The sequence below is a fragment of the Paraburkholderia sp. GAS32 genome, assembly GCF_050434225.1.
GTDB lineage: Bacteria > Pseudomonadota > Gammaproteobacteria > Burkholderiales > Burkholderiaceae > Paraburkholderia > Paraburkholderia madseniana.
On the sequence record NZ_JBNPVS010000048.1, the window covers coordinates 23,580 to 36,348 of the forward strand.

The 12,769-nt window shown below is 63.0% G+C and carries 14 protein-coding genes; 6 read left to right on the plus strand and 8 right to left on the minus strand.

The features are described from left to right. Positions 1-2 precede the first annotated feature (2 nt). On the plus strand, positions 3-395 hold the full coding sequence (gene rpsI / locus P3T25_RS38515) for a 30S ribosomal protein S9 (RefSeq protein ID WP_007180423.1): 393 nt from the start codon (positions 3-5) through the stop codon (positions 393-395). Positions 396-664: 269 nt separating this feature from the next. Further along, positions 665-1,030 carry an iron-sulfur cluster insertion protein ErpA gene (erpA, locus tag P3T25_RS38520; RefSeq protein WP_007180424.1) on the plus strand — a complete coding sequence of 122 codons (366 nt, stop codon included), beginning with the start codon at positions 665-667 and terminating at the stop codon, positions 1,028-1,030. Between the two features lie 87 nt (positions 1,031-1,117). On the opposite strand, the gene P3T25_RS38525 is transcribed toward erpA, so the two are convergent. Further along, on the minus strand, positions 1,118-2,248 hold the full coding sequence (locus P3T25_RS38525; RefSeq protein ID WP_168435534.1) for an anhydro-N-acetylmuramic acid kinase: 1,131 nt from the start codon (positions 2,246-2,248) through the stop codon (positions 1,118-1,120). Positions 2,249-2,454: 206 nt separating this feature from the next. Here P3T25_RS38525 and tyrS point away from each other — a divergent pair, with 206 nt between their 5' ends. The 3 genes from tyrS to P3T25_RS38540 all read left to right on the plus strand — a co-directional run bounded on the left by tyrS (position 2,455) and on the right by P3T25_RS38540 (position 5,006). Further along, entirely contained in the window at positions 2,455-3,699 is a 1,245-nt protein-coding gene (gene tyrS, locus P3T25_RS38530) for a tyrosine--tRNA ligase (protein ID WP_154558077.1), read from the plus strand. A gap of 56 nt (positions 3,700-3,755) precedes the next feature. Then, the gene (gene dtd, locus P3T25_RS38535) at positions 3,756-4,214 is read left to right on the plus strand and encodes a D-aminoacyl-tRNA deacylase (protein WP_429362378.1); all 459 of its coding nucleotides are present in this window, start codon (positions 3,756-3,758) and stop codon (positions 4,212-4,214) included. Between the two features lie 111 nt (positions 4,215-4,325). After that, positions 4,326-5,006, plus strand: a complete 681-nt coding sequence (locus tag P3T25_RS38540; protein ID WP_200618176.1) for a histidine phosphatase family protein — start codon at positions 4,326-4,328, stop codon at positions 5,004-5,006. A 33-nt stretch (positions 5,007-5,039) separates the two neighbouring features. Here the strand turns inward: P3T25_RS38540 and ruvB are convergent, their stop codons facing one another. Next, on the minus strand, positions 5,040-6,104 hold the full coding sequence (gene ruvB / locus P3T25_RS38545; RefSeq protein ID WP_154558075.1) for a Holliday junction branch migration DNA helicase RuvB: 1,065 nt from the start codon (positions 6,102-6,104) through the stop codon (positions 5,040-5,042). Positions 6,105-6,225: 121 nt separating this feature from the next. Further along, positions 6,226-6,807, minus strand: coding sequence for a Holliday junction branch migration protein RuvA (gene ruvA, locus P3T25_RS38550; RefSeq protein WP_429362381.1), 582 nt, complete (start codon positions 6,805-6,807; stop codon positions 6,226-6,228). 180 nt (positions 6,808-6,987) lie between these two features. Here ruvA and P3T25_RS38555 point away from each other — a divergent pair, with 180 nt between their 5' ends. After that, the gene (locus P3T25_RS38555) at positions 6,988-7,620 is read left to right on the plus strand and encodes a LysE family translocator (RefSeq protein WP_408517133.1); all 633 of its coding nucleotides are present in this window, start codon (positions 6,988-6,990) and stop codon (positions 7,618-7,620) included. A 4-nt stretch (positions 7,621-7,624) separates the two neighbouring features. Here the strand turns inward: P3T25_RS38555 and ruvC are convergent, their stop codons facing one another. From ruvC to P3T25_RS38580, 5 genes are all read right to left on the minus strand, one after another. Further along, positions 7,625-8,167 carry a crossover junction endodeoxyribonuclease RuvC gene (ruvC, locus tag P3T25_RS38560; protein WP_097390381.1) on the minus strand — a complete coding sequence of 181 codons (543 nt, stop codon included), beginning with the start codon at positions 8,165-8,167 and terminating at the stop codon, positions 7,625-7,627. Positions 8,168-8,339: 172 nt separating this feature from the next. Continuing rightward, positions 8,340-9,905, minus strand: coding sequence for a bifunctional phosphoribosylaminoimidazolecarboxamide formyltransferase/IMP cyclohydrolase (purH, locus tag P3T25_RS38565; RefSeq protein ID WP_429362384.1), 1,566 nt, complete (start codon positions 9,903-9,905; stop codon positions 8,340-8,342). A 55-nt stretch (positions 9,906-9,960) separates the two neighbouring features. After that, positions 9,961-10,194 carry a Fis family transcriptional regulator gene (locus tag P3T25_RS38570; protein WP_007180440.1) on the minus strand — a complete coding sequence of 78 codons (234 nt, stop codon included), beginning with the start codon at positions 10,192-10,194 and terminating at the stop codon, positions 9,961-9,963. After that, positions 10,191-11,258: a tRNA dihydrouridine synthase DusB gene (gene dusB / locus P3T25_RS38575; protein ID WP_266258654.1), complete on the minus strand. Its 1,068-nt coding sequence runs from the start codon at positions 11,256-11,258 to the stop codon at positions 10,191-10,193. Before dusB ends, P3T25_RS38570 begins: the two co-directional genes overlap by 4 nt. A gap of 267 nt (positions 11,259-11,525) precedes the next feature. After that, positions 11,526-12,767 (minus strand): UbiH/UbiF/VisC/COQ6 family ubiquinone biosynthesis hydroxylase, encoded by a 1,242-nt coding sequence (locus tag P3T25_RS38580; RefSeq protein ID WP_429362386.1) that lies wholly within the window; start codon positions 12,765-12,767, stop codon positions 11,526-11,528. Positions 12,768-12,769: the final 2 nt, after the last annotated feature.

The following is a 12,769-nucleotide window of genomic DNA, read 5'->3' on the forward strand; positions in this document are numbered from 1 at the left end:
ACATGATCGGTAACTGGAATTACGGCACGGGCCGCCGCAAGAGCGCCGTCGCACGCGTCTTCATCAAGGCTGGCAAGGGCGAGATCATTGTAAACGGCAAGCCTATCGCCGATTACTTCTCGCGCGAAACGTCGCTGATGATCGTGCGTCAGCCGCTGGAACTCACGAACCACGGCGTCACGTTCGACATCAAAGTCAACGTGAACGGTGGCGGTGAAACGGGTCAAGCTGGTGCGGTTCGCCACGGCATCACCCGCGCGCTGATGGACTATGACGCAACGCTGAAGCCGGAACTGTCGAAGGCTGGCTTCGTGACGCGTGACGCTCGTGAAGTCGAACGTAAGAAGGTCGGCTTCCACAAGGCACGTCGCCGGAAGCAATTCTCGAAGCGTTAATCGCTTCGTGTGCAATCCGGCTTTCGGGCTGGAATGCTGCAAAAGCCGCCAACGCTTTCGCGAAGGCGGCTTTTTTTATTTGCTCGCGGCGAGGCTTCGCGGTAAGGGTTTTGTTGCCGGAGGTGCCGACGCGGTCTGCTCAGGCAGGCTGGTGGCGGCATCAGGGCCGACTATTGAATTTGCTGGAAGAACCCATTGATTTTGTGGGCTTCGGCACGATATCGAGATCAGCCCTACAATAGCGGTTAGAAGCTTTTTGGAGAGTTCGAATGAACGCAGTCACCGATACACCCGTGACCGAGATGCCCGCCCCCTTCGTTTTTACCGACGCAGCGGCTGACAAGGTCAAGCAACTGATCGAAGAAGAAGGCAATGCGGACCTCAAACTGCGCGTTTTCGTGCAGGGCGGCGGCTGCTCGGGCTTTCAGTACGGTTTTACGTTCGACGAAGCCGTCAACGAAGACGACACCGTCATGAACAAGAGCGGCGTCCAGTTGCTGATCGATTCGATGAGCTACCAGTACCTGGTCGGCGCTGAGATCGACTACAAGGACGACATCAACGGCGCGCAGTTCGTCATCAAGAACCCGAATGCTACGACCACCTGTGGTTGCGGCTCGTCGTTCTCGGTTTGATGGTTGGCCGGTTAGGCGACAGGATGTAAAAGCAACGGGGCTTCGGCCCCGTTTTTTGTTGCCTGCGCTGAAAGCCAGGCTCTTGGCTTAACGCGGGTAGATCGCCCCGAGCACGCGCTCGGCAGCGGCGCCAGTGACCGCCGGCAAATTGCCCGGCAAGCGCGCCACGCAACGCATCGCCAGCCATGCGAACGCCAGCGGCTCGACCTGGCTCGGCGGGACGCCGAGCGCGTCGGTTGTCATCACGGGCACGCCGCTTACACCGCTGTCTTCCAGCGCCTGTCGCAGGGCCTTCAGAATCTCCGGATTGCGCGCGCCGCCGCCACACACATAGACCGCCTTGGCGTCCGACGCATGCCGTTCGATTTCGCGGGCAACCGTTACTGCGGTTAGCGCGACCAGTGTCGCTTGCACGTCGGCGGGAGCGAGGGCGGCGAACGGTTGGAGCTTGGCATCCAGCCATTGCGGGTTGAACAGGTCTCGGCCGGTGCTTTTCGGTGGTTGTTGCGTGAAAAAGGGTTCGTCGAGCAATGCACAAAGCAACGTGCGATCGACCTGTCCGCCCGCAGCGAAATGGCCGTTTTCGTCGAAAGGCTTGCCGAGATGGCGCTGCGCCCATTCGTCGAGCAGCGCGTTCGCCGGTCCGCAGTCGAAACCGCGCACGCCGCCGGTCGCGTTCAGGATCGTAATATTGCTGATGCCGCCGAGATTGCAGACCACCCGCGTTTCGTCTTTCGCGCCGAACACCGTGGCGTGAAACGCCGGCACGAGCGGCGCGCCCTGGCCGCCGGCCGCGACGTCGCGGCTGCGAAAATCGGCGACCACGTCGATGTGCATCATTTCCGCGAGCAGCGCGGGGTTGTTGATCTGCCGCGTGTAACCCTTTTCCGGCCGATGCCGCACCGTCTGACCGTGCACGCCGATTGCACGGACTTCCGAGGCCGGAACACGGCTGGCTCCCAGCAGTTCGTGGCAGCACACCGTGTAGCGCGTGGCGAGCGCATTGGCGGCCAGCGCTTCGCGTTCGATCTCGTTGTCCCCCGGCTGTTGAAGCGCGAACAGCGCGTCGCGCAAGCCTGCCGCGAAGCCGACAAACGCCTCGGCCAGCACCACCGGCGGCTTTCCTTTCGCGAATCTGACGGCAACACCGTCCACGCCGTCCATGCTCGTGCCGGACATCAATCCCAAGTAGACGCCGTCTGCGGGGTCTTGCGCCACGTTGTTGCTCCTCTCGATGATTCGTTGCGATCTGTTTTAGCAGATTATCGGCGCAAGCGCGGTCGAATATAAAGCGTCACAGTGCCAATGGCGCGTCCCGGCAAGCCGAAATCATGCTTCGACGGCGCGCCTGTAGCCGAGTCAGTGGGCGCGGCGGCGCGCATCTATGGGACAATCTCCTTTTTTCGCGACTTCACGTTTCCAGCATGAGCACCGAGTCCACCAAGCCTAGCCCCGCCTTCCCGATCACCGACGAAGTCCGTCACGCACTCGCCGTCACCAAACGCGGCGTCGACGAACTGCTGATCGAAGAAGAATTCGCACAGAAGCTCGCGAAGAGCGCGGCCACCGGTGTGCCCCTGCGTATCAAGCTCGGCCTCGATCCGACCGCGCCGGACATCCACATCGGCCACACGGTCGTGCTGAACAAGATGCGCCAGTTGCAGGATCTCGGTCACACGGTGATTTTCCTGATCGGCGACTTCACCTCGCTGATCGGCGATCCGTCGGGCCGCAACGCCACGCGCCCGCCGCTCACGCGCGAGCAGATCGAATCGAACGCGAAGACGTATTTCGAGCAGGCAGCACTCGTGCTCGACCGCGACAAGACTGAAATCCGCTACAACAGCGAATGGTCGATGCCGCTCGGTGCCGACGGCATGATCAAGCTCGCCTCGCGCTACACGGTGGCGCGGATTCTCGAGCGCGAAGATTTCACCAAGCGTTTCCAGGGCGGCGTGCCGATCTCGATCCACGAATTCCTGTACCCGTTGATGCAAGGCTACGACTCGGTCGCGCTGAATGCCGACCTCGAGCTCGGCGGCACGGACCAGAAGTTCAATCTGCTGGTGGGCCGTGAACTGCAGAAGCAGTACGGTCAGGAACAGCAGTGCATCTTGACGATGCCCTTGCTCGAAGGCTTGGACGGCGTCGAGAAGATGTCGAAGTCGAAGAACAATTACATCGGTATCAGCGAAAGGCCGACCGACATGTTCGGCAAGCTAATGAGCATTTCCGACGTGCTGATGTGGCGTTACTTCGAACTGCTGTCGTTCCGTCCGATGGACGAGATCGCCGGCTTCAAGAAGGAAATCGAAGCGGGCCGCAATCCGCGCGATTTCAAGGTGATGCTCGGTCAGGAAATTGTCGCGCGCTTCCACTCGCAAGCCGATGCCGAACGCGCGCTCGAGGACTTCAATCATCGCGCGAAGGGCGGCGTGCCGGACGATATTCCGGCCGTGACGCTCGCGGGCGCACCGCTCGCAATCGGCCAGTTGCTCAAGCAGGCCAACCTCGTGCCGTCGACCAGCGAGGCGCTGCGCAACATCGAGCAGGGTGGCGTGAAGATCGACGGCACGACCGTGTCCGACAAGGGCCTGAAGGTCGAAGCCGGCGAGTACGTCGTGCAGGTCGGCAAGCGCCGTTTTGCGCGTGTCACGCTGACGGCTTGATGGCTCAGAAATAACACGATGGTGACCCGAGCGTTGTTGCATTCGGAGTCGAGCCGATGATCGCGCTGATCCAGCGCGTTCGCCGCGCGGAAGTGCGCGTGGACGACCGCGTGATCGGCGCAATCGAGGCGGGCCTGCTCGCGCTCGTATGCGCCGAACGTGGCGACACGGAGGCTGCAGCCGACCGGCTGCTCGCCAAGGTGCTCGGCTATCGCGTCTTCAGCGATGCGGCCGGCAAGATGAATCTCTCCGTGCAGAATCTCGACGGCGCCGGGCGCGCAGGCGGCTTGCTGCTCGTTTCGCAGTTCACGCTGGCTGCCGACACCAACAGCGGCCTGCGTCCCAGCTTCACGCCCGCCGCGCCGCCCGACGAGGGAAAGCGGCTATTCGATTACTTCGTCTCGGCAGCGCGCGCCAAGCACCCGATCGTCGAGACAGGCGAGTTCGGCGCCGATATGCAGGTGTCGCTAGTCAATGACGGACCGGTCACGTTCTGGCTGCAGACGAACGCTTGAGCTTCCACTGCTGCCGCATGGTGTACGCGGCGGCACGCTTCCACTCCTCCAGCCGCTTCTTGCGACAATAGCGGCTCGGCATAACCGGCTACTGGCGCCCACGCTCATCCCATGACTACGCAGATTCTGTTCATCCGCCACGGCGAGACCGACTGGAACCGCATCAAGCGCATTCAAGGTCACATCGACATTCCGCTCGCGACGACCGGCCTCGCGCAGGCGCAACGCCTTGCACGCCGCATCGCGGGTGAGGTGAAAGAGGGCGCACGGCTCGACGCGATCTATTCGAGCGATCTGCAACGTGCCCAACAAACCGCGCAGCCGATCGCCGACGCGCTCGGCCTGCCGCTGCAACTGCGTGAAGGTTTGCGTGAGCGTTCGTATGGTGCGTTCCAGGGGCATGACAGCGACGAAATCGCCGTCCGTTTCCCTGATGAGTACGCGCACTGGCAAACCCGCGATCCTGGCTTCGCGCCGCCTGAAGGTGAATCGCAGCGCACGCTCTATCACCGCGTGCTGCACGCGATCGAGCCTCTGGTGGCCGCGCATCCGGGCGGCCGGATCGCTGTGGTCGCGCATGGCGGTGTGCTCGATTGCGTACGTCGTTTTGCGTGCGGTTTGTCACTCGATGCGCCGCGTGATTACGCGTTGCTGAATACGAGCGTCAACGTGGTGGATTATGCCGACGACGCCAGCAAGGCGACGATCGTGTCGTGGGCGGACGTGTCGCATCTCGACGCGCCGAGCGATGACGATAGCTTCAAGAAGAGGGTGCCGGAACCGGGGCGTTAAACGGCGCGAGTTATTTCAACTCGCGCATCCGGCTCAGGTCGCGGCCGCATCCCACAGGCCGGATATGGGGCTCGAAGCATCCGGCGCGGCGAGACCGAAATGCCGGTACGTGAGCAGTGTGGCGACGCGGCCGCGCGGCGTGCGCTGCAGGAAGCCTTGCTGGATCAGGTACGGTTCGAGCACGTCTTCGATCGTGTCGCGCTCTTCGCCGATTGCCGCTGCCAGATTGTCGACGCCGACCGGGCCACCGTCGAATTTGTGCAGGATCGCCTCGAGCAGTTTGCGGTCCATCAGGTCGAAGCCGACCGCATCCACGTCGAGCATCTTGAGTGCCGCGTCCGCCACTTGAGCGGTGATGTTGCCGTCCGCTTTCACCTCTGCGAAATCGCGCACGCGGCGCAACAGCCGGTTCGCGATCCGCGGCGTGCCGCGTGCGCGCTTGGCGATTTCGAATGCGCCATCCGGGTGGATCTGCGCATGTAGCAACGATGCCGAACGCGTGACGATGCGCGCCAACTCTTCGGCGTTATAAAACTCGAGCCGTGCGACGATACCGAAGCGGTCGCGCAGCGGATTGGTCAGCATACCCGCGCGGGTGGTTGCGCCGACCAGCGTGAACGGCTGCAGATCCAGCTTCACGCTGCGCGCGGCCGGCCCTTCGCCGATCATGATGTCGATCTGATAATCCTCCAACGCCGGATACAGAATTTCTTCGACGACCGGCGAGAGCCGGTGGATTTCGTCGATGAACAGGACGTCGTTGGCTTCGAGGTTGGTGAGCAATGCAGCGAGGTCGCCGGCGCGTTCAAGCACCGGGCCGGACGTTTGCCGCAGATTGACACCCATTTCCCGCGCGATGATGTGCGCGAGCGTGGTCTTGCCGAGACCCGGCGGCCCGAACAGCAGCACGTGGTCGAGCGATTCCGACCGGCGCCTGGCAGCCTCGATGAAGATTTCCAGTTGACCGCGTATTTTTTCCTGCCCGACATATTCTTCGAGCTGGCGCGGGCGCAGCGCGCGCTCGAACGCTTCTTCGTTCGGCGAGACGGGCGTGGCCGCGATGATGCGCTCGGCGGCGAGTTTGTCGGTTTCGATCATGCGGTCATTGTACCGCGCCCCGCCCGTTGCGAAACTCGGCCGAACGGCCAGGGTGTGCGCCGCGCCGTCGTGTGCGAAGCTTTACTGATCGCACGCGGCGCCACCGTCACGGCATAAGCTCTTAACCCTTGGACAACGCCTTCAGCGCGAGCTTGATCCCTTCGGAAACGCCGGTGCCGGCCGGCACGTTCTTGAGGGCCGCCAACGCTTCTTTTTCGGAGTAACCCAATGCGATCAGTGCGTTCAGGATATCTGAGGCGTGGTCGGATGCCGACGCCGCGCCTGCCAGTGCGCCCAGGTCGGCGCCGATCTTGCCCTTCAGTTCGAGGAGCAGCCGCTCCGCTGTTTTCTTGCCGATGCCAGGCACGCGAGTCAGGCGCGCGGCGTCCTGCATCGTGACGGTCTGCGCCAGCTCATGCACGCTCATGCCGGAGAGCACGGCGAGCGCCATACGCGCGCCGATGCCTGTGATCTTCAGCAGTTCGCGGAACGTCGAGCGTTCTTCGGCGGTGCCGAAGCCATAGAGGAGATGCGCGTCTTCACGCACGATCATTTGCGTGAGCAGCACGACGCGTTCACCGGTCGACGGCAGGTTGTAGAACGTGCTCATCGGCACATCGACTTCGTAACCGACGCCGTTGCAGTCGACGAGTAGATGCGGCGGGTTTTTTTCCAGCAGAACGCCGGCAATGCGACCGATCATGGCGGATTCAATCTTGAGAGAAAGGGCGAGTGTAGCGCAGTGGGTGCGCGGTGGCGCGTCGGCAAGCTGCGCAGTAGCGCGCTGCATTATGCGCAATCGCGGTTGACCAGCGTGTTGCAGCTCCCTAGACTGAGATCCCTTTTGGCGGGTTCTCGCCCGGCACAACCTGAAGGAGCTTCCATGCTGAGCCTCACCACTCTCGCGCTGTTTGCCGGCGCGTGTCTCGCGTTGACCGCCACACCCGGCCCCGACATGTTGCTGATCGCTTCGCGCAGCGTGAGCCAGGGACGTCCTGCTGGTTTCGCCTCGTTGGCGGGTATTCTGGTCGGCACATACTGTCATGCACTAGCCGCCGCTTTCGGCCTGTCGCAGCTGTTTCTGGCCGTGCCGATGGCTTACGATGTCGTGCGTTTCGCAGGCGCCGCCTACCTGCTGTATCTCGCCTGGAAGACGTTCCGCACGCAAGGCACCGTGCTGTCGCCGAATGCGTCGATGAGCCGTTATCCGGTCGGCCGCATCTTCCGGCAGGGTCTCTTCACCAATTTGCTGAACCCCAAAGTCGCGCTGTTCGTGCTCGCGCTATTTCCGCAGTTCGTGCGGCCCGAAGCGGGCTCGGTGGCGTTGCAGATCATGGTGCTCGCGACCGTGCTGAATCTGATCGGCTTCTGTGTGAACGGCGCCGTTATTCTGATGGCGAGCAAGCTGAGCCGCAAGCTCGGTGCGGGGCGCAGACCGTCGCGCGTGCCGCAGTATTTGTTGGGGACGGTGTTTGCCGGACTAGCTTGCCGGTTGGCGCTGGCGAGCCGGAACTGAGAGCCTACCCCACTAACCGTCCGCGCCGTACCCGCAAACCCTTCTTCGCCAACGAAGGCGCAATCCCACCCAGCGTACTCAGCGTCGAGCCCCCATGCGCGTGGCAAATCGCCATGCCGAGGGCGTCAGCGGCATCAGTGCCAGGCACGCCGGAGAGGTTGAGCAGCCGCACCACCATCTGCTGCATCTGCTCCTTGGTCGCGCGGCCATAACCGACCACAGCCTGCTTCAACTGCAACGCCGTATATTCGGCGACCGGCACGCCGCCCGCCACCAGTCCACAGATCGCCGCGCCGCGCGCCTGACCAAGCAACAGGGTGGATTGCGGATTGACGTTGACGAACACCTTTTCAATCGCCGACTGATCCGGCGAGTGCTGGCGGATCAGCGTCGAAATGCCTTCGAAGATGGTGCCGAGACGCGAGGGCAGATCGGCGTCGGCGGTTTTGATCACGCCGCTTGCGACGTAGCTGAGCGTGTGTCCGGTTTGATCGATTACGCCAAAGCCGGTTACGCGCAAGCCGGGGTCGATGCCGAGAATTCTCATGAGGTGCCGCGTATGCGGTTAAAACCAGGTGCTTGCGATACTACAACGAACGCGCCGTGTGGCGGTCGGTGTTCCAAAACAAAACGGCCCGGCGGAAAACTCCACCGGGCCGTTTCGCGCAAGCTACGCAGGCGAGCATCGCATCACAAAGACGCCGCCCGCGAAGTCGAATTCAATGCCGGAAATGACGCACGCCGGTCACCACCATCGCGATGTTGTGCTCGTCTGCTGCACCGATCACTTCGTCGTCGCGCATCGAGCCGCCCGGTTGAATCACGCAGGTTGCGCCTGCTGCAACCACCACATCCAGACCGTCACGGAACGGGAAGAACGCGTCCGACGCCACCGCCGAACCCGCCAGCGTCAAACCGGCGTTCTGCGCCTTGATGCTCGCAATACGCGCCGAGTCCACGCGGCTCATCTGGCCCGCGCCGACGCCGAGCGTCATGCCGTTGCCGCAGAACACGATCGCGTTCGACTTCACGTACTTCGCGACGCGCCATGCGAACAGCAGGTCGTCCATTTCCTTCGGCGTCGGGTGACGCTTCGTGACCACGCGCAATTCGTGCGGCTGCACGTTCTTCGAATCGAGCGATTGCACCAGCAGGCCGCCGCCGACGCGCTTCAGATCGAACGCGTTATGACCGTCACCCAAGGCGATTTCCAACAGACGCACGTTCTGCTTGGCCGCGAACACCTGACGAGCCGCCGTGCTGAACGACGGGGCGATCAGCACTTCGACGAACTGCTTGGCCACCGCTTGCGCCGCCGTTTCGTCGACTTCACGGTTGAACGCAATGATGCCGCCGAACGCCGAGGTCGGATCGGTCTGGAACGCCTTCGCATACGCTTCGTCCGCGTCCGCGCCCACTGCCACGCCGCACGGATTCGCGTGCTTGACGATCACGCAGGCCGGCACGTCGAACGTCTTCACGCATTCCCACGCTGCATCGGAATCGGCGATGTTGTTGTACGACAGTTCCTTGCCTTGCAACTGGTTGTAATTCGCCAGTGCGCCAGTCGGCACGGACAGATCGCGATAGAACGCGGCGCTCTGGTGCGGGTTCTCGCCGTAGCGCAGATCCTGCACCTTGTCGAAAGCCAGGTTGAAGGTAGCCGGGTACGTGTTGCGCGACGAGTGTTGCAATTCGTCGGTGAGGCTCGTCAGGTAGTTCGTGATCGCGCCGTCGTACTGCGCGGTGTGCGCGAACACCTTGGTGGCCAGACGGAAATTCGTCTTGTACGAAACCGCGTTGCTATTTGCACGCATTTCGTCGAGCACGACCGCGTAATCCGTCGGATCAACCACGACGGTCACGTCGCGATGGTTCTTCGCGGCCGAACGCAGCATGGTCGGGCCGCCGATGTCGATGTTCTCGATCGCGTCTTCCAGCGAGCACGTTTCTTTCGACACGGTCTGCACGAACGGGTACAGATTCACGACCAGCAGGTCGATCGTCGGGATGTCGTGCTTTTCAAGCGCTGCCATGTGTTCCGGCAGGTCGCGGCGCGCCAGAATGCCGCCGTGCACCTTCGGATGCAGCGTTTTCACACGCCCGTCCAGCATTTCCGGGAAGCCCGTGTAGTCGGCGACTTCGGTGACGGAGAGGCCCGCGTCCGCGAGCAGTTTCGCGGTGCCGCCGGTCGACAGGATCTTGACGCCGAGGTCCGACAGCGACTTGGCGAAGTCGACGATGCCGGACTTGTCGGAAACGGAGATGAGCGCTTGCTTGATCATGATGAAGACGAAAAGCCGAAGGGAAACGTGGCAGGGCGCTTGAAACTACAACGAACTACAGCAAACCGTGCTGTTGCAGCTTCTTGCGCAGCGTATTGCGGTTGATGCCGAGATACTCGGCGGCCAGCGACTGATTGCCGCCGGCCTGCTCGAGCACCACTTCGAGCAAGGGTTTTTCCACGCATGAAATAACCATGTCGTAGACGTCATGCGGATTGGAGCCGTCGAGATCCTGGAAATACATCCCCAGGCTGTCGCGGACAGATTGTTCGATATTGTTCTTGCTCATGCTGCTAGTCGGTCGGTATGGTCCGGCTCGCCGTCGTTCTTGCTGAGCGTCTCGTCGACGTAGACGAGGCGGTCGGAAATCGCCTTTTGGGCGTCGAAGAATTCGTTGACGGCGAGGAGTTGTTCGCGCGTGGTGTCCAGCGTATTCATACGGTGCCGGAACACGTTGGCGCCAGAAAGGCCGCGAGTGTACCAGCCGATATGCTTACGCGCAGTGCGCACGCCCGTAAATTCGCCGTAGAACGCGTAGTGATCTTCGAGATGCTCGTTCATCACCTGCTGGATTTCGTCGATGCGCGGCGGCGGCAGCAACTCACCCGTTTGCAGGAAATGCTCGATCTCGCGAAACAGCCACGGACGCCCCTGGGCGGCGCGGCCGATCATGATGGCGTCGGCGCCGGTAGCGGCGAGCACCTCGCGGGCTTTTTGCGGCGACGTGATGTCGCCATTGGCGACCACCGGAATGCGCACCGCTGCTTTGACGGCAGCGATGGTCTCGTATTCGGCGTCGCCGTGATACAGGTCGGCGCGGGTGCGGCCGTGCACGGTCAGCATGGAAATGCCGGCGGCTTCGGCCAGACGCGCTACCGTCAAAGCGTTTTTGTTGTCGCGATCCCAGCCGGTGCGGATCTTCAGCGTGACGGGCACCGCATCCGGCCCGACGCCCACTGCGCCCACCACGGCCTCGACGATGCGCTGCACCAGCGGCTCGTTCTGCAGCAAGGCGGAACCCGCGGCCACGTTGCACACCTTCTTGGCCGGGCAGCCCATGTTGATGTCGATGATCTGCGCGCCGTTCGCCACGTTGTAGCGAGCGGCTTCGGCCATCATGGCCGGATCGGCGCCGGCGATCTGCACGGCGATCGGCTCGACCTCGCCCGTGTGGTTGGCGCGGCGCATGGTTTTTTCGCTTTTCCACAACTGCGCGTTCGAGGCGACCATTTCCGACACCGCATAGCCCGCGCCCAGCCGTTTGCACAGTTGCCGGAACGGCCGGTCGGTTACGCCGGCCATGGGGGCGACGAACAGGTTGTTACGCAGATTGTGGGAGCCGAGAGTGGGCATGACTTGGACGCGCTTGTGACCGATTGTTAAGTTTCTGTCAATCGGAGCTTGCGCGAAATGCGAAGGAAAACCGCCATTTTAGCGTTAACGGATAGTCGACACCCGACTTGAGTCTGTCGTAACTCATTAAATCTTCTATGAAAGTGGTCCGGTTCATAGAACCGGCACCGTTCGCGCGGCGACGCTGATGGGCCTGCTTATGTGCCTGGCACGGTGCCTAAAAAGGCTGCAGCGGCCGAGGGCGTTGGGCGCGAACGGGCGGCGCGCTCAGCGGCGCTGGCCGAACATCATTTGCCGCGCCAGCGCGGTTTTCACCGGCGGCACGAATTCGAGCGCGGTGAGGGCGAGGCCGCGCAAGGCGGCGAGCGGCGGGAAGTCGACGGTGAAAAGGCGCGCGAGCGTGTCGGTCGCGCCGATCGTCAGGCGCCGGTCGGGCGCGCGGCGTTGCGCGAACGTCGCGAGAGCCAGCGGGGTCGGACCTTCCGCCGACAAGGCATCGGCGAGCGCGTGCGCGTCGCGCAAGCCCAGATTCAGACCTTGACCTGCCACCGGATGCAGCGTCTGCGCCGCATTGCCGATTGCAACGACATGGCCGTTCACCAGCGTATCGACCGCGTTCAGTCCCAGCGGGAACGACGCGCGTCCCTTGATTTGCGTAAAGCGGCCCATGCGGTTGCCGAATGCGGCGCCGAGTTCGAGCAGGAATTCGTCGTCGGAGAGTTGTGCGCGTCGCGCGGCTTCGTCGGGTGCGCAGCACCAGACCAGCGCGTAATTCGCGCCGCGCACGCCGCCCATCGGCAGCAATGCGATCGGTCCTTGCGACGTGAAGCGCTCCCACGCCACATGCGGTTGCGGCGCCGACACGGCGACCGTGCCGACCAGCGCGGTCTGCCCGTAATCGCGCGTGCCGCCGACTGCGCTGCCGCCCGTGCTCCCGGTGGCTTTCTGTTTCTGGTCGCCGAACAGGCCGCCTTCGGCATTCACCAGAATCCGCGTGCGCAGATTGCGCGTGACACCCGCGGTTTCGATCGGCAGCGTGACCCCGTCGAGGTCCTGAGTCGGCGCCGCGGCGGAGGTGGAGCGGAACCAGTGCACCGAGGTCGCGTGAACCGCCTCGGCGAGACCATGCACGATCGAGCCATAACGCAGCACGTAACCGAGCGCCGGCAAACCGTGCTCGCTGTGGTCGATCAGCGTGCGGCCGAAATGGCCGCGCTGCGACACGTGGATGCGCTGGATCGCGGTGGCGTCGGCGGGCCAGCGCAGCGGTTCGAGAATCATCCGGCTGCCGTGCGAGACGGCGATCGCGCGCGGATCGGCAATCGAATCTTCCGGTTCGCGCGCGTCGATCAACGCGATCTTCAGCGCCTGCGTCGCGCTGCGGCGCGCCAGCCAGCCGGCAAGCGCCAGCCCGACCGGCCCGGCGCCGACGATCGTCACGTCGAAATCGAAGCCATGGTCGGACGCGGCGGGTTTCAGAATCACCGTCGACTGGGAAACGTCGTTCATTG